Origin of the sequence: uncultured Campylobacter sp. (assembly GCF_938015785.1) — a bacterium.
Taxonomy (GTDB): domain Bacteria; phylum Campylobacterota; class Campylobacteria; order Campylobacterales; family Campylobacteraceae; genus Campylobacter_B.
In genome coordinates this window covers 1-23,729 of record NZ_CALLWC010000005.1, presented here as the reverse complement: position 1 = coordinate 23,729, position 23,729 = coordinate 1, and the positions used below count along the sequence as shown (strand labels likewise).

21 protein-coding genes are annotated in these 23,729 nt (G+C 48.5%); 9 read left to right on the top strand and 12 right to left on the bottom strand.

What is annotated here, in order from left to right; genetic code table 11:
• Nucleotides 1-240: 240 nt before the first annotated feature.
• Nucleotides 241-2,316, top strand: a complete 2,076-nt coding sequence (locus Q0393_RS00245) for a TonB-dependent receptor (RefSeq protein WP_298977024.1) — start codon at nucleotides 241-243, stop codon at nucleotides 2,314-2,316.
• Between the two features lie 119 nt (nucleotides 2,317-2,435).
• Complete coding sequence (locus Q0393_RS00240) at nucleotides 2,436-3,227, top strand: class I SAM-dependent methyltransferase (RefSeq protein ID WP_298977022.1); 792 nt, start codon at nucleotides 2,436-2,438, stop codon at nucleotides 3,225-3,227.
• A gap of 436 nt (nucleotides 3,228-3,663) precedes the next feature.
• On the opposite strand, the gene Q0393_RS00235 is transcribed toward Q0393_RS00240, so the two are convergent.
• The 4 genes from Q0393_RS00235 to Q0393_RS00220 form a co-directional block, all read right to left on the bottom strand.
• On the bottom strand, nucleotides 3,664-4,584 hold the full coding sequence (locus Q0393_RS00235; protein ID WP_298977021.1) for a hypothetical protein: 921 nt from the start codon (nucleotides 4,582-4,584) through the stop codon (nucleotides 3,664-3,666).
• Between the two features lie 316 nt (nucleotides 4,585-4,900).
• The gene (locus Q0393_RS00230) at nucleotides 4,901-5,245 is read right to left on the bottom strand and encodes a hypothetical protein (RefSeq protein WP_298977019.1); all 345 of its coding nucleotides are present in this window, start codon (nucleotides 5,243-5,245) and stop codon (nucleotides 4,901-4,903) included.
• Nucleotides 5,238-6,044 carry a hypothetical protein gene (locus Q0393_RS00225; protein WP_298977017.1) on the bottom strand — a complete coding sequence of 269 codons (807 nt, stop codon included), beginning with the start codon at nucleotides 6,042-6,044 and terminating at the stop codon, nucleotides 5,238-5,240. The genes Q0393_RS00230 and Q0393_RS00225 overlap by 8 nt, the downstream gene beginning before the upstream one ends.
• Nucleotides 6,045-6,099: 55 nt before the next feature.
• Nucleotides 6,100-6,654, bottom strand: coding sequence for a manganese efflux pump MntP family protein (locus Q0393_RS00220; protein WP_298977016.1), 555 nt, complete (start codon nucleotides 6,652-6,654; stop codon nucleotides 6,100-6,102).
• A gap of 86 nt (nucleotides 6,655-6,740) precedes the next feature.
• On the opposite strand from Q0393_RS00220, the gene Q0393_RS00215 reads away from it, so the two are divergent.
• Nucleotides 6,741-7,370 carry a hypothetical protein gene (locus Q0393_RS00215; RefSeq protein ID WP_298977014.1) on the top strand — a complete coding sequence of 210 codons (630 nt, stop codon included), beginning with the start codon at nucleotides 6,741-6,743 and terminating at the stop codon, nucleotides 7,368-7,370.
• Between the two features lie 43 nt (nucleotides 7,371-7,413).
• Complete coding sequence (locus Q0393_RS00210; protein WP_298977012.1) at nucleotides 7,414-9,201, top strand: DMT family transporter; 1,788 nt, start codon at nucleotides 7,414-7,416, stop codon at nucleotides 9,199-9,201.
• On the opposite strand, the gene Q0393_RS00205 is transcribed toward Q0393_RS00210, so the two are convergent.
• Together Q0393_RS00205 and Q0393_RS00200 are read right to left on the bottom strand one after the other, a co-directional pair.
• Nucleotides 9,145-9,948 carry a metal ABC transporter permease gene (locus Q0393_RS00205; RefSeq protein WP_298977011.1) on the bottom strand — a complete coding sequence of 268 codons (804 nt, stop codon included), beginning with the start codon at nucleotides 9,946-9,948 and terminating at the stop codon, nucleotides 9,145-9,147. The two genes, Q0393_RS00210 and Q0393_RS00205, sit on opposite strands and share 57 nt — an antisense overlap.
• A complete protein-coding gene (locus tag Q0393_RS00200; RefSeq protein ID WP_298977009.1) occupies nucleotides 9,941-10,708 on the bottom strand; it encodes an ABC transporter ATP-binding protein in 768 nt (255 codons plus the stop codon). The genes Q0393_RS00205 and Q0393_RS00200 overlap by 8 nt, the downstream gene beginning before the upstream one ends.
• A 99-nt stretch (nucleotides 10,709-10,807) precedes the next feature.
• Here Q0393_RS00200 and Q0393_RS00195 point away from each other — a divergent pair, with 99 nt between their 5' ends.
• From Q0393_RS00195 to Q0393_RS00185, 3 genes are read left to right on the top strand one after another with little or no spacing between them, the layout of a single operon-like run.
• On the top strand, nucleotides 10,808-11,716 hold the full coding sequence (locus tag Q0393_RS00195; RefSeq protein ID WP_298977005.1) for a bifunctional 2-polyprenyl-6-hydroxyphenol methylase/3-demethylubiquinol 3-O-methyltransferase UbiG: 909 nt from the start codon (nucleotides 10,808-10,810) through the stop codon (nucleotides 11,714-11,716).
• Nucleotides 11,679-12,551: a cytochrome c peroxidase gene (locus Q0393_RS00190; RefSeq protein WP_298977003.1), complete on the top strand. Its 873-nt coding sequence runs from the start codon at nucleotides 11,679-11,681 to the stop codon at nucleotides 12,549-12,551. Before Q0393_RS00195 ends, Q0393_RS00190 begins: the two co-directional genes overlap by 38 nt.
• Complete coding sequence (locus tag Q0393_RS00185; protein WP_298977001.1) at nucleotides 12,541-14,961, top strand: GGDEF domain-containing phosphodiesterase; 2,421 nt, start codon at nucleotides 12,541-12,543, stop codon at nucleotides 14,959-14,961. The genes Q0393_RS00190 and Q0393_RS00185 overlap by 11 nt, the downstream gene beginning before the upstream one ends.
• Before the next feature lie 253 nt (nucleotides 14,962-15,214).
• On the opposite strand, the gene Q0393_RS00180 is transcribed toward Q0393_RS00185, so the two are convergent.
• The 5 genes from Q0393_RS00180 to Q0393_RS00160 all read right to left on the bottom strand — a co-directional run bounded on the left by Q0393_RS00180 (nucleotide 15,215) and on the right by Q0393_RS00160 (nucleotide 19,795).
• A complete protein-coding gene (locus tag Q0393_RS00180; RefSeq protein WP_298976999.1) occupies nucleotides 15,215-15,367 on the bottom strand; it encodes a hypothetical protein in 153 nt (50 codons plus the stop codon).
• A 175-nt stretch (nucleotides 15,368-15,542) separates the two neighbouring features.
• On the bottom strand, nucleotides 15,543-17,051 hold the full coding sequence (locus Q0393_RS00175; protein ID WP_298976998.1) for a succinate CoA transferase: 1,509 nt from the start codon (nucleotides 17,049-17,051) through the stop codon (nucleotides 15,543-15,545).
• Nucleotides 17,052-18,002: 951 nt separating this feature from the next.
• Nucleotides 18,003-18,521, bottom strand: a complete 519-nt coding sequence (locus tag Q0393_RS00170) for a hypothetical protein (RefSeq protein ID WP_298976997.1) — start codon at nucleotides 18,519-18,521, stop codon at nucleotides 18,003-18,005.
• Between the two features lie 144 nt (nucleotides 18,522-18,665).
• Nucleotides 18,666-19,226 carry a sel1 repeat family protein gene (locus Q0393_RS00165; protein ID WP_298976996.1) on the bottom strand — a complete coding sequence of 187 codons (561 nt, stop codon included), beginning with the start codon at nucleotides 19,224-19,226 and terminating at the stop codon, nucleotides 18,666-18,668.
• A gap of 137 nt (nucleotides 19,227-19,363) precedes the next feature.
• The gene (locus tag Q0393_RS00160; RefSeq protein ID WP_298976994.1) at nucleotides 19,364-19,795 is read right to left on the bottom strand and encodes a redoxin; all 432 of its coding nucleotides are present in this window, start codon (nucleotides 19,793-19,795) and stop codon (nucleotides 19,364-19,366) included.
• A gap of 141 nt (nucleotides 19,796-19,936) precedes the next feature.
• Here Q0393_RS00160 and Q0393_RS00155 point away from each other — a divergent pair, with 141 nt between their 5' ends.
• On the top strand, nucleotides 19,937-21,013 hold the full coding sequence (locus tag Q0393_RS00155; protein ID WP_298976992.1) for a DUF3137 domain-containing protein: 1,077 nt from the start codon (nucleotides 19,937-19,939) through the stop codon (nucleotides 21,011-21,013).
• 227 nt (nucleotides 21,014-21,240) lie between these two features.
• Here Q0393_RS00155 and Q0393_RS00150 read toward each other — a convergent pair whose 3' ends face one another.
• Nucleotides 21,241-22,251, bottom strand: a complete 1,011-nt coding sequence (locus Q0393_RS00150; RefSeq protein WP_298976991.1) for a DUF475 domain-containing protein — start codon at nucleotides 22,249-22,251, stop codon at nucleotides 21,241-21,243.
• 87 nt (nucleotides 22,252-22,338) lie between these two features.
• Between Q0393_RS00150 and Q0393_RS00145 the strand changes: the two genes are divergently transcribed.
• Entirely contained in the window at nucleotides 22,339-23,658 is a 1,320-nt protein-coding gene (locus Q0393_RS00145; RefSeq protein ID WP_298976989.1) for a Na+/H+ antiporter NhaC family protein, read from the top strand.
• Nucleotides 23,659-23,729: the final 71 nt, after the last annotated feature.

Here is a 23,729-nt window from a genome sequence, read left to right as displayed (position 1 = left end):
TAGATTCGCTTCGCAAATTTGCCGCTTTAAGAAATAAAAACCGCTAAAGAGTCTAAATTTAAAACCGAAATTTTACCGCGCTACGTAAAACGCTCAAGATCAAAATTTCATCCAATCTACGCCAAAATTTTAAAAAATCTATCTTTAATCTTTGAAATTTATTATTATTTAATCAAGAGAAATTATAATATAGCATTTGCAAATCATTCGCAAAATTCTAATTTTAAATAGGGGAGAGTGATGTTTAAGAAATTTTATCTTTCAAATGCCGCGATCGCGCTAAGTTTGTGCGCCGCCTTACAACTAAACGGAGCCGAAAACAACGCTACGTCCGAAAATATCAACGCGTCCGGCGCGGGAGCGGTAAATTCCGCAGCTCCTAAAAACGCTTCCGGCGCGAACGCCACGAAGCTGGGCACTATCGTAGTTACCGCGACGGGCTTTGAGGATATGCTTAAAAACGAGGTTCGCAACGTCTCGGTCATCACCGCGGAGGATATGGAAAACCGCGGCTACCGTGATCTGCGCGAAATTTTAGAAAAGGCGCCGGGGGTTAGCTTTCACGGCGATACGGTCGATCTGCGCGGACAGGGTCAGAAGGCAAATACCTCCGTCAAGGTTCTTCTTAACGGAGTCGCGCTCAATATGATCGACACGACGCCGACGAGCATTCCGATCGATCTCATTCCGATCGAAGATATTGAGCGCGTGGAGATCATCCCGGGCGGCGGTAGCGTGCTATACGGCAGCGGCACCAGTGGCGGCGTGATAAATATCATCACGAAAAAGGGAGCCAGATACCCGTACGCCAATATCTCGACCAAGATCGCGTCGTATAATTACAATGATCTAAATTTAGGGTTCGGCGGCAACGTGAGCGAGAATTTGTTTCTAAAAACCGCCGTAAAGGGCTTTAAGCAGCGCGGATACCGCAAGGGCGAGAAAGAGAGCGGCTATTACGGCTCGCTCGGGATGCATTATAAAATTTCGGACGATCAAAGCATCTCTTTTGATCCGAGCTATTATCAGGCGCGAACCTATTCGGTGCCGAGCTTAGGGCTTGCCGAGCTGAGAGCGGATCGCCGCCAGCAAGGAGGTGAACGGACTTTTACCAAAAGTACGCGGGCAAATTTCGATTTCGGCTACACGGTAAAATTCGGCGATAAAATCGAAGCAAATTTGCACCCTTATTATCAAGATATCAGGATCATTCAGAGCGGATTTGTGATGAAAGACCGCAAAGAGGGGGCAAATTTAAAGGGCAAGCTCGACTACGACAGCGGCGAGTTCATAGCGGGATACGATTATCTCAAAAACAAGGGCTTTCGCAGGATAAATTTTGACGTCGCGATGAATCCTATGATGAGCCTTTCGCAGCTTACGATCTTTGATATGCAGAAACTTACCCACTCGGTCTATGCTTTAGAAAAGCACAATTTCACCGAGGCGTTTTCGCTAAGTGCGGGCGGGCGGTTTGAGCGCGCCGAATATAAAGTAAATCGCAGGGTTTCGACTACTATAAAAAGGATGGGAAACATAATCTCGCAGACGCAAGACAGTACCAGAGTAAGCGATCATAAAAACAACTACGCTTTTGAGATTACGCCGAATTTTAATTATTCCAAGGATGGCAATCTATATTTTAAATTTGAGCGCGGCTATATCTCCCCAGGTCCTAATCAACTCATCGATAAGCTCGGTCGTAACGGCCCTTACGTGCTTAATAACCTCAAATCCGAAACCTTTAAAACCTACGAGATCGGTCTTAAAGATCTGATTTACGGGCAATACGTAAGCGCTACGATCTTTTGGACCGATACGAAAAACGAGATCGTAAACGAAACCTTGGGCAGCTCGATCACCGACGGTTGGCATTTTATAAATATCGACGAGACGCGCCGCAAGGGCGTGGAGCTGTATGCAGAGCAAAGCCTGCTTTCAAATTTAAAGCTCAGCGAGACCTTTTCATACGTGGACGCCAAGATCCAATCCGGTGCGGATAAAGGCAAGCAGGTTCCGCTAGTGGAGCGCTCGAAGTTCGTTTTGGGGCTCGATTACGAGCCGATTAGAAATTTAACGCTGATGAGCGATTTTAAATATTTCTCATCATCGCACGACGCCAACCACGATAGGATCGATTCGCGCACGATCGTGGATCTGGGCGCTGCGTACCGCTTCGCAAGCGGATTTTTGATAAGCGCCGGAGTCAAAAACGTCTTTGACGAGGAGTATAATTACAACCAAAATTTACGCTCGGACATCTATACTCCGGCTCCAGGGCGCAACTATTACGCGGAGTTTAAATACACCTATTAGCGTGCGTTTAAATTTAAGCGAGGTTTGAGCTGCGAAATTTAAAATTTACGGGCGGAATTTAAAATTTCGCCGCAGCGCGCTTTGCCGCCGCGGGATTAAATTTAATAAAAGGAGCGAAGATGAAACCGGACTATAAAAACTGGGTGCCTAAGGGCATGATCGCGAGCTTTGCCGCGGGTGCGGGCGTAGCGTTAGTTTTGTTTTTGATTTTCGGCGTTTGCGGCGCCTTCGTAGGCGGCGTGCTGAGGTGGTTTCTTGCGGGGCTTTTCGGCGCAGCGGCGCTGGTTTTGGTTGGCTTTACGATATACTGCGTCGTGTGGTACCGCGCGTTTGATTACGGCGGCAAGCGTCAGCTCTCTCGCGCGATCGTAGAGGGCACGGCGAAATACGTGGATCTACCAGAGGGCGGGCGCGGGCTGGACGTAGGCTGCGGCAGCGGCGCGCTAACTATCGCAGTCGCCAAGCGCAATCCGCACGCATCGGTGCTAGGCGTCGATCGCTGGGGCTTTGAGTACGCGTCTTTTAACAAGCAGCTGTGCGAGTCCAACGCGCGCGCCGAAGGGGTGCAAAACACTAGCTTCGAGCAGGCCGACGCCACGAAGCTGCCCTTTGAGGACGGCAGTTTCGATGCGGTTACAAGCAACTACGTCTATCACAACATCATGCGCAAGGACCGCCAGGCGCTGCTTTTAGAGACGCTCCGCGTGCTTAAAAAGGGCGGCAGCTTCGCGATCCACGATCTTTTTTCGCGCGGAAACTATGGCGACATGGATGCTTTCATCGCGCGACTTAAGGAGCAGGGCTACGAGCGAGTCGAGCTTATAGATACGACGCAGGGGCTTTTTATGGGCCCACGCGAAGCCAAATGGCTAATGCTCGGTAGCTCAAAATTGCTGGTGGGCAAGAAATAGATTTTTTGTAAATTTAGATTTAGGCAAATTTGAAGACGGATTAAATTTTAATCCCACCCGCTTTTAGCCGAATCCAAATCTTTAGGCTAGACTAATATATAATTGGCTATTTATCTCAAAAAAGAAACCGCGAAAGGAATTATTTTGGCCGAGAGCGTTATCCTTGCTGTGGGCGCGCTAACGGTCGCCATCGGATATTTTGTGCTTTTAGCAGCATTTATCCTATAGTGGTATAGGCTGCGAGAGATCAAGACCGCTTAAATTTATCGTATTTGTTCTGTGAGCTAAGTGCATGCGGGTAGAACCTGCTGCCGAATTTTAATTTTGTGATTTTATGCAAAAAATCCGCGCCTCAAATTTAGCAAGGATTGCCCTCGGCATAGGCATAGCCGCCCTGTGCGATTTTACCGCTCATATCTACTATTTTTGACATAGATTACTCCTTATTTTGTTTAAATTTGTTTTTAAAATCTGCATAATTCATATATGCTTTATATGGTTCCCATAATATGCCCATATATAAGCCCTTGTAATTTCCGCAATTATCTATACCTATTCTATACATAGAATAATTTTCTAATATAATCTTATTTCCTTTATCTCCAATAATTTCAACGCTTTCTTTAGTAACGTCAAGTTTATTTTTATCCATCCAATCATTTAAGGTGCAAAAATCATCACTTTTATCAATACGTTTAAGGGCTAATAGCATTCTTAGCGCTAGCCTATTATCGTTTTTGTATATGATCTTCTTGCTTTTTCCGGTAAGTAAATCAAGCAATTTAATCTTAATAGTAGGATCCTCGGCTATAAACAAAGAATCATATCGATAATACTCGCTATAATGGTTGTCCTCATTATTAAAGTAGATAGAATAATTAAGTTCCCCTTTATCATTAAAAAGCTTGCTATCCTCCCATGGATACACAACGCTTTCATCATCTATAGCTTTTAGTATGGATTTATCTATCGGCGCAATTTGTTTTCCGTCTTTGCAAATTTGTCTGCCGATAGACAATAAATTTTCTAAATTTAACTCTTTAGGTATTTTCCAAAATTCGCAATTATCATCGGGGCGCTTGTCGCCGTTGCAAGGTTGGATTCTGAAAAACGGGATATTATGCTTGTAATTATACTCTTTATGATGTTGTTGCAAATACTGTTTAAACGCTATCTCTTTTAATTCATTATCCGATAAGATGCCAAAATGCAGAGGATTGGTGCAAACTCCGGCGTAGTTTAAGCCCATATTTATAGGCATATAAGGGATGAACGTCAAAATGCAGATGATAAAAATCGCAGAGATTATATAGTGGCGTTTCATAAGGCGCAGAGAATTAACAAAGAATTTTTTCAAATTTGCCCCTTCAGATTTCGTGCAATGATAGCCGATTTAAGCTTAACTGGCAAGATATGATATTAAAGCCGTAGCGGCTAAGCTTTTTCAGGCGCTATTCAGCATTAAAAGCGCCTTATTTTGTTGATTCAAGCGAAAATTCTATCAAAGCCGCCGCCGCAATCGAAACGCCGATATTCAATTTTATATAGGCCGTTACGCTTTGGGTGTCGAATGGCCCAAAACCGGGCGCGCTATTAAAAGATCGAGAGGAGATCGCTCGCCTTAAAAGCGCAATCTGTAGAAGCCTACACCTGCGGCTTAAATTTCACGGAATTTAAACGCGATACAAACCAAAGCAGCCGTAGTCGGTGCGCACGGCCAAATTTTTGCTACCGTTTGAATTCTCAAATTTCGCCTCGCAGCGCTTCACGACGTGCTCCAGCTCAAAGCTAAGCGTCAAATTTGCGCTTTTTAGATCAACGATGTGAGCCTTACCATAGCTGATTATCGCAAGGCGCGAGCCGTCCTCGCTCAGACAAAAATCGCTCGCCTGCGCGCACTCGCCTTGTAGCCACGCAGGTCCCAGCCGCGAGCCGTCCGCGTCAAGGCAGATTAGCTTATCCGAGTGGCGCTCTTTGCCGAGCAGCGAGCCGTCGGGTAGAAAGCAAATTTTATCCAAAATGCCGGAGCCCCCCTTTTATCTCGCTTAAAATTTTGCCGCAAGAGCCGTCAAGCGCGCTTAAAATTTGAATCTCGTTTTGCTTGCAACAAAGCGCCAGTCGCGAGCCGTCCGCACTAAGCGCGATGCAAAATATCGGCGTGGAGCTTTTCATTTCGGCCTTATATTGCGTAAGAAGCGAAATTTCGCCGTCTCGCAAAATAAAAATTTGACCGAACATCGTAAACGCCGCCGTCTCGCCCGCTGCGCCCGCAGCACAAACGCGGCTCGTAAATTCTCTATTTCTTTTAAAATTTAGCTCTTTGGAAAGGTCGGCAAACTCGCCCGTTTTTAGATCAAATTTGAAAATAAAATGATCCAAATCCAAAAGTAAAATTTCGCCCGCCTGCTGCGCATGCCACGCAAGCGGCTTTGGCAAAATAATATCCCCTTTTATCGCGCCGTCCGCGCCCAGCCTAGTCAAAAAATCGACCGAGCCGTTTTCTTTGTAGCCGCCGCATTTATAGACGAAAAGCTCGCCTTCTGCGCCCGCAAAGGCTAGCGCGCCCGTGTATCCGCCGCCGATGTAGACGTGCAGACTCGCTTCGCCCGCTTTTGCGCCCGCGTTTTGCAGGACATAGCCCTTTTTTAAGCTCTCCCACTCCTTTTTCGCGCAGGCTTTTTGCGCCTCGCCAGCACTTGCAAACTCCTTTTGCGTCTGCCTAGTTTTGCCGTTTTTGATGCTCTCGCTGAGTAAAATTTGACCCTGCACACGCAAATTTAGGCGGTCGCCGTTAGTTAGGTTTATTAAATTTTTCATTTCCTCCCCCGCAAGTTAGTTTTAAAAATTATCTCAAAGCGGCGCTTAAAAGCCGCTAAATATCGATAATACCGAGGTGCGAGAGTAAAATTTTAACCCCGATTAAGATCAAAATCACGCCGCCTAAAACGAGCGCTTTTGAGTGTAGATATTCGCCCGTTAGCTTGCCTGCGTAGCACGCCGCGACGCACAGCGCGAAGCAGACGAGCCCGATTACGCAACAGGCGTAGAGGATGTTTATTTCGCCGAACGCAAAGGTCACGCCCACGGCCATCGCGTCGATGCTGGTAGCGATCGCGCCCAGTACCAGCTCCTTCGTGCTTAGGCGTAGAGCTGGCTCGTCCTGCTCGCGGCGGGATTCCGCGATCATCTTGACGCCTAAAAACGATAAAATTCCAAACGCGACGAAGTGATCGATCTGCGCGATAAATTTTACGAAATTTATCCCCAAAGCGTAGCCCGCAAGCGGCATTATAAACTGAGCCGCCGCGTAGAAAAACGCGACGCGCACGATCTGCGCAAATTTAAAATTCGGATATTTCGCGCCGTTTGAGATACTAAGCGCGACGCTGTCCATCGCAAGCGCAAAAGCGATGAGTAAAAGCTCCATATTTAGCCCTTTTGGTATTATAAAAGCGTTGATTATACATTAAAATTTATGAAATAAAATGAACAATCTTAAATCGGGAAAAAGCCTTGCTTAAAAATCTAATTCTTTGCCTTTTGCCGCTCATAGCGGCTGCGAGTTGGGAAGAGGTCGCCGTAAAGGGGCTGGACGTCGTCATCAGCGCAAACGTGGGCGATAGCGAAAATTTTAAAAGCTCGCTAAGCACTCTAATCGAGCGCGCCGCAAGCGAATACGAGCGCGAAGGGATCGAGGACTACGAGCTCGATCTGCCGGGCTATCTGACGCAGCGCGCCGGCAAAAAAAGCATCGCCGTGCAAAATATGCGCCGCCTGGCCACTCAAAAGCTAAATCCCGCGATCGAGCCGCTAAAAAATTTGATACTTACTAAAATCAAAGAGATGCCAGGGGCCGATACCAAGGCGATTATGAGCGGCGAAGTGCTGTTTAGCCACTATCTGCGTACAAACGCCTTTGATGAAATTTACGATATTTTGCTGCCGTTTGCGCGTGCTCTGGGCTCGGACGCGGGCTTTGCCAAAAGCTACAAAAATGCCGTGGGCAAGGAGATTGCGGACGATTTCGGCAGCGAATTCAGCAGCGCCTTCATCAACGAAAGTTTTGATTTTTTAAGCAAAAACGAAAGGGAGTTTCGCAAAAACTCGGGCGCGATTTTAAACGCGATAAAGACGGTCAGATAGGCGCGGCTGCGCCAAGATCTCGGCGAAATTTTACTTTAAATTTATGAAAAATTCTATCTCGGAGCCCGCGGAAAATTTTAATTCAAAATCCGCTTTAAATTTTATTTCAGATCCGGTGCGTGAGCGCGCTAAAAATATAGCTTTAAATTCTGCTTCAAATACGGCGTTTGCGTGCGCGAAAAACACAGCGCCGGGTGACGCGGCGAATTTCGCTCCCGCTCTCCGCCTCAAAAGAAATTTCAAATTTCAAGATGCGGATGTCCGCTCAAATTCTATCCGCGGAAGAAATTTAAAATTTGCTTCCGTTTCGGTGGGTTTTGCCGCGCGCAATCGTGCCTCGGCCGGTTTTGCCGAGCGCAATCTCGTCGCGCTCTATTCCACTCCGCACGTCAGAAATCCAGGGAGAAAATCCGCTTTAAATTTTGCGGCTCTTGCGTTAAATTTAAATCCCGCGCAGGATATGAGCCGCACCGAAAATAAAGCTTTAAATTCCGCGAAATCCTCCAAAACAGATCCTTGCGAAAATTCGGCAAGAAATTTCAGAAAAAATTTTATATTAAATTTTGCGGAAAATTTCACTCGCAACGGCGCAAATAGCGCGGGTTTGCCGAGCCGCACAAGCGCTGCAAACGATCCAAATTTAAGCCTCGCAAAAAGCCTCGCCGCCGCTCACGCGCAACGCTCCGAGAAAAATTTTACCAAGGTCCTTACAAACGATCCTGGCGGAGCTAGCATGCCGCATAGCTTCGGTTCAAATTCCACGCGAAGCTCGAATTCTACGAACAATTCCGATTCTGCAAAGAATTCCAACTCCACGCAAAATTCCGATTCTACGCAGAGTTTCGGGCGAAATTCCAATTCCGCGCAAAGCCGCGCGCAAAACCCCGTTCCGCCTAGCAGGCTGTGGGATCTGGGGCTGCTTTTCGTAGCGATCGTTTGGGGATGCACTTTCGTGCCGGTTCAGCGCGCGCTGCATAGCGGCGACGTTTTTAGCTTTTTGTTTTGGCGCTTTTTGGCGGCGAGCATTTTTACCTACCTCGCCTGCCTGCGCTTCGGCGTCAAATTTGACCGCGGCACGATAGGGCGGGGCGTGTTTTGCGGGCTGATGCTGTTTTGCGATTTTTCGTGCCAGACCATAGCGCTTGATTATGCGCTATCATCGACGGTGGCGTTCATTTTGGGGCTAAACGTCGTCATCGTGCCCTTTTTAATGCTTGCGTTTTTCGGTAAAAAGGTCGGTGCGAGCGCCTTTGGCGGTGCGGTCGTGGCGCTTTTGGGGCTGTATTTTTTAAGCGGAGCAAGCGGCGCAGTGGGATTTGGCATAGGCGAGCGGTTGACGCTGATTTCGGCGTTCGCATATGCGCTTCACATCGTCTTTACCGGCGTCTGCGCGCGCAAAAGCAATCTCTACGGCTTTGTGATCGTGCAGTTTATCTGCGTCTGCGTCTGTGCGCTGATCGCGGCGGTTTTCGCTCCGCACGCGGAATTTGAAGGCGAGATAAGGGTGGTTGGAAATTTGATCTTTTCGCCGAGTTTCGATTTCGTTTTTGCGCTGGTTTTAACTTCGATCTTTGCCACCGTTGCGGCGTTTGTGATCCAAACGATGGCGCAAAATCGCGGCGTAAGCGAGATAAAAACGGTGCTGATTTTTGCACTAGAGCCCGTAAGTGCGGGCATTATGGGGTATGCTTTCGGCGAGAAGCTAAGCGCGCTTCAAATTTTAGGCGCGGCGCTGATACTCGCAGGCATCCTGCTTAGCGAGCTGGGCGGGCTTTTAGGCGCGAAGTTTGCTAAAAATCGAGCTTGCGAAAAAGCAGACCGAGGCGACTAGGATTATCGAAGCGCCGCTGGTTAGGTTGAGCTTAAAACTCAAAATAAGCCCCGCCGCACAGAAAAGCGCCGATAGCGCGCAGCTTATCGCCATCATCGAGCCTAAGCTTTTTGAAATTTTTTCGGCGATGAAGGGTGGGATCGTCATCAGCGAGATTACCAAGATTAGTCCTACGATCTGAATCGACGCGACCACCGCGAGGCTCGCCATCACTACGAGGACGTAGTAAAAGACGCTCGTATTTACTCCGCGCAGCAGGGCGAATTCCTTATCGAAGCTGATTGCTAAAAACTGCCTGTAAAAGCACGCCGTAAGCGCCGCAAATGCCGCGCCGCAAATACCGATGAAGATCAAATTTTCATGATTTATCGCTAAGATCGAGCCGAATAAAAAGCTCATCAGATCGGATTTGTACCCGGGCGTAAGATCGGCGAAGATTATCCCAAGAGCCATTCCAAACGCCCATATCGCGCCGATTACGGCATCGAAGCGCTCGGTGTTTCGCAGCGTGACGTAGGCGATGAGCAGCCCCAAAAACAGCGCAAATACGCTAGCTCCCAGCACGGGCGAGATGCCTAAAAATAGCGCAATACCGATGCCGCCGTATGCGCCGTGCGCGATGCCGCCTGCGATGAAGCTCATGCGATTTATCACGACCAAAGAGCCTACGACGCCGCAGACTATACTGACCAAAAGTCCGCCGAGCAGGGCGTTTCGCATGAAATCGTAGGATAGAATTTCAGTCATTTTTGCCCTCCTTGCAGCAGCATTCGTTAAGCGCGAGATCGACGGCGCAGAAGTGTCCATGCTCGCGTCGCAGGTGATCTAAAAATTCCGCCCTACTTCCCGGATCGATCTCGTGGGTGTGCGCCGAGCCGTTTGCGATGTAAAGCGCGCGGTTTGCGTAGTTTAGCGCGAGCTGCACGTCGTGGCTGATTAAAATTATGCCGCAGCCGCTCTCGTTTAGGGATTTTAAAAGCTCGTAAATTTGAACCTGCCCCATCGTGTCGATGCTCGCTAGCGGCTCGTCGAGAAGTAAAATTTTAGCCTTCGCGCACAGCGCCCGCGCGATGTAAACGCGCTGTCTTTGTCCGCCGCTAAGCTCGCTGATACGGCATCCTGCAAGGTCTTGCATGCCTACGCGCTCCAAAGCTTGCATAGCTTGTTCGCACTCGGATTTGGAGTAGAAGCCGAAAATTTTCTTATCTATTAGCCCCATTAAAACGACTTCGAGCACGCTTATGGGAAAGCTTTTGTTTATCGCGATGAACTGCGGTACGTAGCCCATTTGCGCCCTGGCAAGCGCGGGCGATCTGCCTAAAATTTCGATCGAGCCCGAGCTTGGTCGCAGCAGCCCCAAAAGCAGCTTCAAAAGGGTGCTTTTGCCGCCGCCGTTGGGCCCGAAAATCGCTAAAAAATCGCGCAGCTCGTAGCTTAGGTTTATATCTTTTAAAATTTCGCGTTTTTCGTAAGCAAAGTTTAAATTTCTTATCGTCACGTCCGCCATGAACGCCCTTTCGCCTAGATTTTGAAAGCATTTATTATAGCCCAAATTCGGAAAAATTGCCAAATTTTGCTATTATTACGAAAAATTTAAAGGCTAGCAGTGGAGAAAATCAGCGAAAAATCAGATGAAAATAGCTGGGATAAAAAGTCCGAAAGTTACGCTAAATTTAGCGGCGAGTTAGGGGGTTTCGGTAGGCGGGTGTTTGAGATACTGCGCGGCTGGGGCGCGAGCTTTGCGGGCAAAAGCGTGCTCGATGTGGGCGCCGGTACGGGGGTTTACTCGCTGTATCTTGCGTCGCTGGGCGCCAAGGTCACGGCGATCGATAGCTCGGAGGGGATGCTGCGTGAGCTAAGACGCAGCGCGGGGGAGTTTGGCATCAGCTTGCAAAACGTATTAAATTTAAGCTTTGCGGAGTTTTGCGAGCGGCTTAGCCGCGATGGTTTTGCAGGCGCGGCGGGCGAAAATTTTAAAATTTATCCGCGCTCGCAAAGCGAAATTTCAAACTCGCAAGCTCAAGAAGCCCGGGCTTTAAATTTAAAAGACGCTGCGAGCAAAAACCGAGGGAGCGAAAATTTTAAAATTCCCGCAGTTTTTGACATCGCGTTTCTTACGATGAGTCCTGCGCTGAAGAGCACGGAGGATTTTGAGGCGTTTTTGGCTTTGGGCGAGCGCAAAATTTATCTAAACTGGGCGAGCGAGCGCAATTCGTCTATGCTGGCGCCGCTGTTTGAGCGCTTCGGCGCGGGGTATAAAAGACTTGCTACCGCCGCCGAAAAGTTTGAGGCGCTGCTTGGGGCGCGCGACATCAAGTTTAAAAGCGAAATTTTAACCGAGAGGCGCGAGCAAAAACGCAGTCTGCAAGAAGCGGTGCAAAACGCCGCGTGGCACCTACATATGGACGGCGCGAAGGCCAGTGAGCGCGAGATCGAGGAGATTTTGAAAAAGCGGGCTAAAGGCGGGATGATAAGCGATGAGATCGAAGCGAGCTTTAAGCTGTTTTATATTTAGCCTGGCGCCGCTTTTGGGGCTTTGCGGCAATCTTTTCTCGCCGCTTGAGATGCCTAAATATGACCCACAAAAGGCGCGGCTGGGCGCAAAAATTTTTACCGATGTAAGATTTAGCGGCAAAGGCCGCTCCTGCGAGAGCTGCCACAATTTTTATTTAAACGATTCGGGCGCTTCGGTGCGCGACGGACGCGTGCCTACGCTAATAAATTCTTATTATTTTGACCGCTACTTAGGCGATTATAATTTCGCGGGCTTTGAAGCGCGGATCGCGGCGTCGGTTTTTAGCGAGAATGAACTGGATGCGAGTGAAGATAGAATTTTAGAGCTTATCAGGAAGAATTTAGCCTACAAGCAGGCTTTTGAAAGTGCTTACGGCGAGGCAAATACGGCGAACTTCATTGATGCGCTGAAGGAATTTTTAAAGTCCAAAACGGCGATAAATTCTAAATTTGACCGATTTTTGCGTGGCGAGGTTAAGCTAAATGATGCCGAATATAACGGATATGTGCTTTTTGTACGGCTGTGCTCGGCATGTCACAACGGCGTTAGCCTAGGCACCGGCAGCTTTACTAAAATTCGTCCAAACGCGGAAGAGGAAGATGCGCCTAGGCATAGGTTTACCTCCGACGGATTTGAGTTGCGCCGCGTGCCTAGCTTGCGCAATATCACGCAAACCGCACCTTACGTAAACGGGCAGACGGATTTGCGTCTTGCGGTGCGGCAGATCGCAAAGGATCTGTTAAAATACGATCTTAGCGATGGGGAGCTTGATGCTTTGATGAGCTTTTTAGCTACACTTAAAGGCGAGATGACGGAGGCGCAGGATGAAAGATAAGATAATGTGGACTTTGATGGTGGGGATTATGATATTAGGCATAATCATCGCCGGAAATTATTTCTCATCGCTAAGAGATGTAGCGAGATTTAGCACGATTTCGCGCGAGCTAGCTTTGATCGATAATGCCGACAACCGCTTAAATATATTATTTGATGCAAAGATCGCAAGAAGGGACTTTTCGATCGCAAATGCCGATATGCGCGGCATCTATCAGGTGCTGCAAGCTCTGCAAAAAGATAAAATCATCGATAAAATCGGACTTAGCGGCGATGTGCGCGCGATCGGAAGCGCTTTTAGCGATAAAATTTCGCTTTTGGACGAGCTTGGGGCTTTAAATTCGCAGAATTTAATCCTTTTTCAAAGTCTGCAGCAAAAATTTCTATCCAGCGACGCAAATGCGCAAAGAGCAAATCTCTACTCTCAAATTTTAGGGCTTAACTATAAAAATCGCTCCGAAATTTCTGCTTTAAAAAGCGCGCTAGAAAGCGCAGATGCGTCAAGCCCTGACGAAGCTGCGTTTATAGGAATCGCGCGGCAAATTTTAAGGAATTTCGAGCGTCAAAATATCATCGTAAGCGATAATCTCTCGTTGCTTAACGAGCGTTTCGCAAGCCTGCGCGAGCGATTTTCTTACGCTAGTGAGGAATTCTACGGCTCGTTTATGCAAATGACGATGCTTTACACAGCGGTGTTTTTGTCGTTTTTACTGCTTACTTACATCATCAATTCCGATGCTTTGCGTAGTAAACGCGCCCTTGCGCCCTATCGCGCACTATGCGAGCAAGCAGGCGAAGCGATAGTTTTGGCAGATCAAAGCTTTAAAATTTTATACGCTAATAAAAGCGCGCTTAGCTTAAGCGGCTACGAACAAAGCGAGCTGGAAGGAAGTGATCTTGGAGTTTTGATGCCCAAAGATAAAGGGACCGAACTTCCTGCGATGGTAAATAAAAGCGCCAAAGATACGCGCCTGCTTCGTAAAAACGGCGAACTAGCTGATGTGAGTTTAAGACTAGCAAATATCGCTGCTACGTCTAAGCCGCCGCTATATGCGCTTTACGCTCATGATATCGGCGAGCGCGAGATTATGAAGCTAGCTCTTGCGAGCGCAAAGGAGAGCTTAAACAATCAAGTCTATATCGATCATCTTACGGGCCAGGGCAACGAAGCAGCGCTATACGAGCTAATAAACGCCGAAAAAACGGGCGTAGCGATCTACATCACTATCGTAAATTTTGCAAATTTGCGGCTTTTTTACAAGGCGGAGACGACGAATGAAATTCTGCGCTCCTTTGCGCGTACGCTTGCGATGTGTATCGAATCGCACGAGATCAAAGCTAGTATCTTTCGCATCCAATCGGATGAGTTTTGCCTATTTTACGAGGGACTAAATGTCGCGCGCGACGTGGAGATCATAAATAAATACTTCACCGACAAGGTTTTTAATCTCCATACGACCGAGGGCTTTGCCTCCGCGCCTTTAAATATCACGATGGGCGTGAGCGAGCGTGCAGATGTAGCGGGCGGCGCAAATAGGGTCTTTCAGGCGGTTATGGCGATGTATGAGGCGCAGAGCAAAAACGAGCATGTGGGCTTTTATTCGCGCCCAAATGCGATTGAGGAAAAATATCTTCAAAACCAGATTATGATCAACACCATTCAAAATGCGATCAAGAAAAATCAAGTCTTTGTGCTTGTTCAGCCCATATTTGATATCACCCACCGCGATCCTAGTGGTAACACCTACGGCACCGAGGGTGGTGATTATGTCCCGTTGGTATATGAAATTCTAATCCGTCTAATCGACCGCTCAGGCAAGACGCGCTGCCCGGGTGAGTTTATCGATATCGCAAAGCAAACCTCGCTCTACATCCCGCTAACTCAGGTCGTAATAAACGAAGCCTTTCGCTTGCTAGACCGCTTCGCAGGGACTTGCTTTAGCATAAATCTTTCATATTTTGACATCGCAAACGAAGGTATCAAGGAGCTTTTAGAGCGCAAGCTCGCATCCAGCCCAAATGCTTCAAATCTATTTATTGAAATTTTAGAAAGCGAGGAATTTGACGATTACGAGAGCCTACGCAGCTTCATCGCCGTAGCCAAAAACTACGGCTGCAAGGTCGCGATAGACGATTTTGGCAGCGGATACTCCAACTACTATAGAATTTTAACGCTCGATGTGGATTACATAAAGATCGACGGAGCGCTCATCAAAAACATCGCAAACGACAAAAACTCGCGCGCTATCGTCGAAACTATCGCTAACTTCGCGCGCAAGCAGGGCTACGAGCTCATCGCCGAATACGTAGAAAACCACGAAATTTCAATCATCTTAGAGGAGATGGGGATTAAATATATGCAAGGCTACTTCTACAGCAAGCCGATGGAGCCTTCGAGGATAAAATTCTAATCTCATCTCGCCGCGACTTTATAGCCCGCCTCTTTAAATTTATAGCCCAAAGATCGCCTTCGTAAAGTAAGAAATTCTGATTTAGCAAGCCGCCGCTTTAATTTATACAGAATTCATCTTGGCAGATACTGCGCGGTTTTATCGCGAACTTATGGCGCGCCTTATAGCTAGGATTGGCTTGGCAAATGAAGTGAGAGCTAAATTTAAAATTTGATAGCAGATGTATGGATGAAATTTTGCGAAGTTCAAAATTTTAAAATTCCAAGCCGTAGAATTTTAAAATTTGAAATGCGCGAGCTGCAAATTTAAGGCTAAATTTTAAAATTCCGTAGCGATAAAATTTTAAATTCCGCGCCTTAAACCCGCCTGCAAATTTTAAAATTTTATGGCGCAAATTTCGATCCATTCATATAATAAACATTTTGCGCGAGCTTTGTAAAAATAAAAATTTTAACGAGCTTTGCTCTAAGTAGCGATAGAGCTTTCAAATGAAGGCGGAATTTTTAAGTGCAAACTTTCCCGCTTCAGCGAGAATGAGCTTAAATTTTAGGCTTTAGCGCATTAGCTCAAGCAAATTCGCTCTAAGCCTTCATACTCCCCGTATCCTTAAATCTTTGATGCCACGACAGCGCCTCGCTTAGGATGTGCGGAGTATGCCCTGCACAGGGCTGCGCGCAGGCGCGCTCGAAATAATCTCTCAGCGCGTCTTGGTAAGTGGGATGTGCGATGCTTATCATCGCGCGAGCCCGCTCACGAGGGCATTTACCGCGCAGATCGGCGATGCCGTATTCGGTGATGATGACCTGGGTGTCGTGCTCGGTATGATCGACATGGCTTACGAAGGGCACGATAGCGCTGATCGCGCCGCCTTTAGCTAGTGACGGGCTCAAAAATAGCGACAAATATCCGTTACGAGCGAAGTCGCCGCTACCGCCGATACCGTTTTTCATCTGCGAACCCATGACGTTAGTGGAGTTTACGTTGCCGTAGATATCTGCCTCAAGCATGCCATTCATCGATACGATGCCAAGCCTTCTGATAAGCGCTGGCGAGTTGGAGACGTCTTGCGAACGCAGTATTATGTGCTTGCGGTAGAAATCGATGTTTTTTTGAAATTCCTCGACACCTGCAGGGCTAAGCGATAGCGCTGTGGCACTTGCAGTACCTACGACGCCTCTTTTGATGAGATCTAGCATACCGTCTTGGATCACCTCGGAGTAGCATTGCAGCCCTTGGTAGCCAGCATTTTGTAGCGAGCTAAGCACGGCGTTAGCGACGTTGCCGATACCCGATTGTAACGGCAGTAGCTTCTTTGCGGGAAGTCTGCCGCAAGCTTCCTCGTTTTTTAGGAATTTTACGACATTGCACCCAATCGCGCTTGAAATTTCATCCACGGCAGTAAAATTATTGACGCGATCATGCGTCCTAGCCTCTATGACAGCGACTACTTTGGCAGGATCTACATGCATGTAAGGGCTGCCTACACGATCGCCTACGTGCTTGATAGGCAGATCCGCAGTGTGCGGCGGCAGGCGCAGATCCGTAACATCGTGAATACCCTCCAGCTCAAGTGGCTGGTAGTAATTTACTTCTAAAATCACGCGATCGGCGATATCGAGCCAGGCTTGGTTGTTGCCTAGCGACGTGGACGGCACGAGCTCGCCGCTTTCTTTAATCGCCACTACTTCGATCACAGCAAAGTTTAGATGCGGAAAAAAGCCAGCTTTAAGCTGCGCGGCAAGGCTTGATAGATGCACGTCCGCGTATCGCACGGCGCCGCTATTTATCGCACGACGCATATCGGTATCCGTAAAAAACGGCGCGCGAAAGCTCACGGCACCTGCTTTTGCCAAAACTCCGTCTAAAAGCGGATCGGTCGATGCGCCCGTAAAAATTTCGATTTGATAGGGCTCGCCTTTTTTGTGCAGCGCTGTCGCTCGTTGCGCTAGAGCTTGTGGTAGCGCTAGTGCGCAGCCCGCCCCAACAAAGCCGCTAAAGCCCACCGATGCGCCATTTGGGATCAGTTCGCAGGCTTCTTCGGCGCTCATAATTTTTGATTTTAGATATTCGTTTTGCACGCGTGAGTTCATTTTCCGCCCTAGCCGTGATTTGGGCGAAATTATAATATTTTTGCGCTAAATTTCAAAATCTAAATTTCGTGCGCGAGCTAGGCTATAGAGCAAAATATGGGGCGCGATCGGTTGGGGTACGCCGCCAAACGCCTCCGATCAGGCTTTTTTGCTTCGGCGGTTTGCAATACCCGCTTGCGCGAGCGCCCCGTAAATAGGGTTTTAAGCGTGATTGAAGCTTGGTTTAATGATCTAGCTACGATATCATTAAACGCTTATCTCGCACCAAATCTTGCGGAATTTAGGCGCAAAATTTCATCGCATAATTTGTGAGCTGCGATATTTAAATTTAAGCTTCCTTTGCAATTTAATCGCTCACCGCACTTAAATTTAAATCCTCGCCTCGCAATTTTAAAACAGGTATTTTGAAATTTATCGCTCGTGGCGTTTAAATTCCGCGGCTTGCTAGCCTTGAGCCCATATTTGAAATTACATCGCTTGCGGTGCACGCATTTGCCCGTTACGCTTGAATTTTAATCCGCATTAATTGAAATTCTAGCTGCTTAAAATTATCGCCTCCTCGCACAAGACGGTAGTTTAAAATTCCAATTTCGCGCTTTTTTTTGGGAGGGCGGTTCGACGTAGATACGCAAAATTTTGATATTTTACGCTTGCAAAATTCTAAAAATTATATCATCGTCACGGCTAAATTGCAGATTTGTTTAAATTCTGGTTCTTAAAATTGTAGCTCCAGCCGTTACACGAGATTTTTAATTCAAAGAGCCTTGCCGCGTAAATTCTAATCTCTTTGAGCCCAAAAATTGACGTCGCTTAATACATGAATTTAAACGCGTTTTAGAATTCAAAATTTAGCCCGCCTTGTTACCATTTTCGGTCGAGCTTTATAAAATTTCGGCAAATTTTATACTCGCAAAATTTTAAAATTCTATCGCCGCAAAAGCCAGTAAAATTTTACTTCTGCGGCTTGCCGTCGCCGAATTTTGCGACTATCTCCTCGCTGCAGCTCTCCTTGGGCGCCCAGCCTTCGCGCTTCATCCGCGCCAGATTGTCGCACGCCTCCTGCGAGCCGCCCTCGCAAAGCTCGTCGTATATCACGAGGCTGCGGCACTGCCCGCTCGCGAAACTCTCCAGCGCCGCGGCGTTGCCTAGGCAGGCTCGCTCGCGCAGATCGCTCATCGCGCGCCCACCTGCGCTGCCCATTTTGCCTCCCTGCTTCCGCTCGGCGAGGGTTGCGAGCTCGCAGGCGTCTGCGAAAAAGCCCTGCGCTTTGAGGCGGTTTCGCACGACGCCGCGCCCGCCCAGCTCGTATCTCATCGCCGCTTCGTAGCATGCGGCGGCGTCCTTTTTGCTGCATTTTGCTAAAAGCGCGCTAGTTTTTGCGCCGCTAAATTTAAACTCTTTGGCTTCGCCGTCCGCGTTTGCTAAACTAAGCGCCAGCGCCGCAGCCAGCGCAAGCTTTAAAGCTTTCATCTCTGCTCCTTTTGATTTTGTTTATCCGCTCGCGCGCTCCGATTTACTGTTTCATCACGTGCCGCGTTCGCAACCCGCTAAAATTTCAAAGGTTCGCGCGCCCTATTTGCGATCGAAGCCAGAAATTTTACCGCCTCTGCCACGCTAATTTTTCGGCAGTAGATCGAGTACCGCGCAGGCGCGCTTGTTGTGCATTTTACATGCCTTATCTAGCGCCTGCCCCGAGAGCTCGAAGCTTTGAGGGGTGCCGATTCCTTGGAGATATTTGACCGACAGCTCGTAGCACGCCTCGCTGCTGTCGGCATCGCACTGCTCGCGAAAAAGCTCAAACGACGCTACGACGTCCTTTTCCACGCCCAAGCCCCGCCCTAGCGCATCTGCGTAGAAAAAGCACGATAGCTGATCTTTCCGCTCGCAGCCGCTTTTCAGGCTGCGCGCGACGCGCTCGCAGGAGCCTTCATCGCTTTTTACGATGCAGCTTTGCAGATCCGCCCGCGAAATTCCGTCCGTTTGAATGACCGCATCGGCGCTGCTTTGCGAACCGGCGCTTGCTTCGCCGCTCTTTATAAAGCGCGCGCTTGCGGTCTCGCCGATGCTTGTTGTTTTGTCCGTTTTGCCCGCCGCAGAAATTTTATCTGTCCGCCCGCTCTCGTCGCAGTTTGCCGCAATAGCGCAAAATAGCGCCAAAAATAGAAATTTTTTCATACTCGCCTCCGTTAAATTTAGTGCCATTTTAATTAAAAATGCTGAATTTAATGAAAATGCGCTCTGCCCTAAATTCCAGCTCTGTGTCGCAGCTTGTTTGGGGCACGAAATTTAAAGCTCAGCGCCGAAGCGATCGATCATAGGCTCTTTAGCGCCGCAAGTACGTTTTGCGCGTCCTGCTCGGGCTCAGCGATTCGGCTAAAGCGCTTTATCTCCTTGCCGCCTCTAAAAATCAGGGTTTGGCGGTGGTAAAATTTCTTCCCGTCGCCGGTGGTGAAGGTTTCGAGCCGAAGCGGCGCTTCAAGCTCGAATTTTTCGTCGTTTATGAACTCAAACGTGGCGCCCGTAGCGCGCTTAAACTCGCTCGTGCCCGCCTCGCCCATGCTGCCTACGGCGATAAGCTCGAAGCCGAGGGCTTTTATCTGCGCAAACGCGCTCTCGTAGGCCTTGCACTGAAGTGTGCAGCCCGTAAGCCCCGCCACGCCGTGCAACTCTGCGGGCAAAAATTTGCCGCTATCGCCCATTTTCGGGTAGGTAAAAACTACGCAATTTTTCGGTAAATTTATCATCTTATGCCTTTTGATCGAAATAAGGTCGCAAAAATAGCATAAAAAATCTTAAACCCGCTTAATGGATGAAATTTTAATAAAATTTAGCGTAAAATAAAGGGCAAAATTTCGGCAAATCAAATTCGGAGTTAAATTTTGGATATGGATAGGGTGATAGAGGAGCTGGCAAAAAAGCAGCAGCAGTGCAAGATAAAATTTCTAAAACCGCTGGTTTTATTGCTATGCATCGCGGTTTTTTCCGTCGGCTGGTTTATCCACGGCTTGATCCAAAACGAATACTCCTCCGCCGTGCTGATGTCCGCGATGATCCCGATAATTGCGGTAAGCTGCGTATGGGGGATTTATGATGATTCCATCGCTAAGTGGGAGTACAACGCCTTTTACAAAGACGCCTTCATTCGCGCTATTATTTCAGATATCGATCCCGCCTTTAGATACGAGCCGCAAAGCGGCATAGACGAAGAAGAGCTCCGCAAAACGGGCATCTATCCACGGAATGAATTCGTAGCCGAGGATCAGATAGACGGCGTGTATAAAGGGGTAAAATTTAGCCTAAGCGAGGCGATAAAAATCTATGAAACGCGAGAATCTATGAGGCTTGTAGAGTTATCTCAAAGGTCCAAGAGCGATCTTTCTGCGGCTTTTTTGCTATCGGCGATCGCGCTTTGGAACGCTTGGAGGCTCGGCGAATATGTGCAAGCCTTTAGCGGCTCGGTTTTGGTGTGCGAGTTTTATAAGAAATTTAAGGGGCAAACCATCATCGCGGATCGCTCGCCCGGCACCAAATTTTTAGGCGATCAGGAGCTGATGGACGACGTGATTTTCGGAGAGGAATTTCGCGTATTCGCAAGCGATAAGATCGAGCCGCGGTATCTTTTGATGCCTAGCTTTATGGAGCGTCTCGGGGCTTTGAAGCTTAAGCTTGCGCCCAAGATCGCTCTTAGCGCGGCGTTTATGGACGGGAAATTTTATCTATTTTTAAACGGCGCGAAAAACCGCTTCGAAGCCGCGCTGTTTTCGCCGCGCACTACGCTAAAAGACGCCGAGCGGATAAAGGCCGAAGTTTTGCAGCTTCTTGGTATCATTGACGAGCTGCGTTTGAATGAGGAGCTTTTTGGCGGCGCAAGCGAGAGCGGCGAGTCCGCAAATAGCGTGCCACTCGGCGGCGAAGAGCTGCAGAGATTGCGCGATAAAGGCTTGAGCTCGCGCGATCGCTGATTTGAATTTTAAAACGCCATCTCGCGGTTTAAAATTTAACGCTTTTCGTAAAATTTAATCTCATCGCCCGCGTCTTTAAATTTAGCGCTTTTTAGAATTTGGCGTTTCTTGAAATTCGGCGTCTCTTGGAATTTAACACGGCGCAAGCGGGTAAATTTTACCGCTTGCGGCAGTAGCTCGAAATTTTAAAATTTGATCTCGCGCACGGCAAGATCTGCGATGAAATTTCACTCGTTGTTTCCCGCGATCGTTTCGATTAGTTTGCGTTTGTTGCGGCGGTTGTAAAGCACCGACGAAAGGAGCGATAGCGCGATGAATAAGATTCCCACGGTGCCCGTTATGATCTCGCTCACTTCAAATTTCAGCTTGGCAAACATTATAAACGCCAAACACGCGATGGCGTAGTGCGCGCCGTGCTCCAGATACGCGAAGTGCGACAGCGTGCCGCGGGCGATGAGATACAGCGTGATGGAGCGCACGAACATCGCGCCAGCACCTAGCCCCAGCATAATGATGAAGATATTATCGCTTAGCGCAAACGCGCCGATCACGCCGTCGAAGCTAAAGTTCGCGTCCAGGGTCTCTAAGTATAAAAAGCCCACAAGACCGTTTTTTACGCCGTCCGTGCCGAAAAGGCGGTCGAAGCAGGAGATGAGCAGATAGAGCAGGATCGCGCCGAAATACGCCGCGCCGAGCGTAGCCGAGCCCGTTTTAGCAAGCAGCACGAGCCCCGCGGCTAGAGCGATCAGCGTGGGAGCGTTTGGAATGCGCTTTAAAAATCGCACGAGCCCGTTATTTTCGATTATGCCTAGCCAGTGTAGCTCGCGCTGCGTATCGAAGAAAAAATCGCAAAATACCATCAGCAAAAACGCGCCGCCGAAGACGTAAATTTGCGCTTCGTTCTCGCTTAAAATTTCATGGTAGCGCTGCGGCTGCTTAAGTGCCAGCACGAGGGTTTCCCAAAGTCCAAGATGAGCGCTTGCGGCGACGATTAGCACGGGGAATAAAAATCTCATGCCAAAAACCGCGATCGGAATGCCCCAGAGGATAAATCTGCTCTGCCACACCGGCGCCATATCTTTTAGCACCTTGGCATTGACTACGGCGTTGTCGAAGCTGAGGCTGATTTCGAGTGCGCACAAAAGCGCGCAGATATAAGCGGCACCAGCGCCGCCGATATAAAATGCGATAGCAAGCGCAATTAGGCTTACTACAAAAGAGGAGTAAAAATATTTCATCGCTGTCCTAGCCGATTTTTTGCGCGATTTTAGCAAAATTTAGCCCTAAATTCTATATAATTGCAAAAATTCCAAAAAAGGCAAAAGATGCTTACTAATCCCGTATTTATCAGTATCTGTGTGATGTGCGCGCTATGCTTGCTGAGGTGCAACGTAATGCTTGCGATCCTAATCGGCACGATATGCGCCGTGCTCTCAAGCAAGATCCCGCTGGGTGATGCCATAAATTTATTCATAAACGGCAATCCCGAAAACGCCGGTAGCCTCGGCATGGGCGGAAATTTAGAAACCGCGCTTTCATATCTGCTGCTAGGCGTCATCGCAAGCGCGATCTCAAAAACCAACCTAACGGCGATCTTGGTGCGCGCGGTAGCAAATTTAATCAGCGACAAAAAATACGTCTTTATCTTTTCGATCGCCTTTTTTGCGTGCTTCTCACAAAATTTAATCCCCGTGCATATCGCCTTTATCCCGATTTTGATCCCGCCGCTAGTCAAGATAATGAACTCGCTAAAGATCGACCGCCGCGCCGTAGCGTGCGCGCTGACGTTCGGCTTGCAGACGCCGTATATGGCGCTGCCGCTGGGATTTGGACTTATCTTTATGGGGCTAATCGAAAAAAATATGAACGCAAACGGCATCGCGGTAAGCCTTGGCGACATATCAAGCGTGATGTGGCTAAGCGCCGTGCCGATGCTCGTGGGCCTCATTCTAGCCGTAGTCTACTACCGCAAGCCGAGGGAGTATGCCGAAACTAAAGAGAGTTTAGACGCGCATTTTAGCGAGCTTAAGATGGGTATGCGCGAGTGGGGCGCTCTAGCGGGCATCGCGGTGTGCTTCGCGGTGCAAATTTGGATCAAATCCCTTCCGTTTGCCGCGCTTAGCGGAATTTTAGTAATGCTTGCGAGCAAAGGCATCGAGTGGAAGAAGCTGGATAATGTATTTGACGAGGGCGTGCATATGATGGGCTATATCGCGTTTTTGATGCTGATAGCCGCAGGATACGGCACGATCTTAAAAGAAACCGGCGGCGTGAACGAGCTGGTGCACGTAGCAAGCACTTTAAGCGGCGGCAAGCTCGGCGGCGCGCTGTTGATGATCGGCATCGGGCTACTCGTGACGATGGGTATCGGCTCGAGCTTCGGTACGATCCCTATCATCGCTACGATATACTGCCCGCTAGCCGCGCAGTTGGGCTTTAGCACGGCGGCGACGATCTTTATCATCGGTGTGGCTGCGGGTATCGGCGATGCGGGCTCGCCTGCGAGCGATAGCACGCTTGGGCCTACCGTGGGGCTGAATATCGACGGCGGGCATAGCCACATCTGGGATACCTGCATGCCGACCTTTATTTTCTTTAATATCCCGCTAATCATATTCGGCATAATCTTTTCGATGATGTTATAGATTGCGGAATTTGCGCGGGTTTTTGCGGGCAGAATTTTAGAATTTTAGAATTTTAGAATTTTAGAATTTTA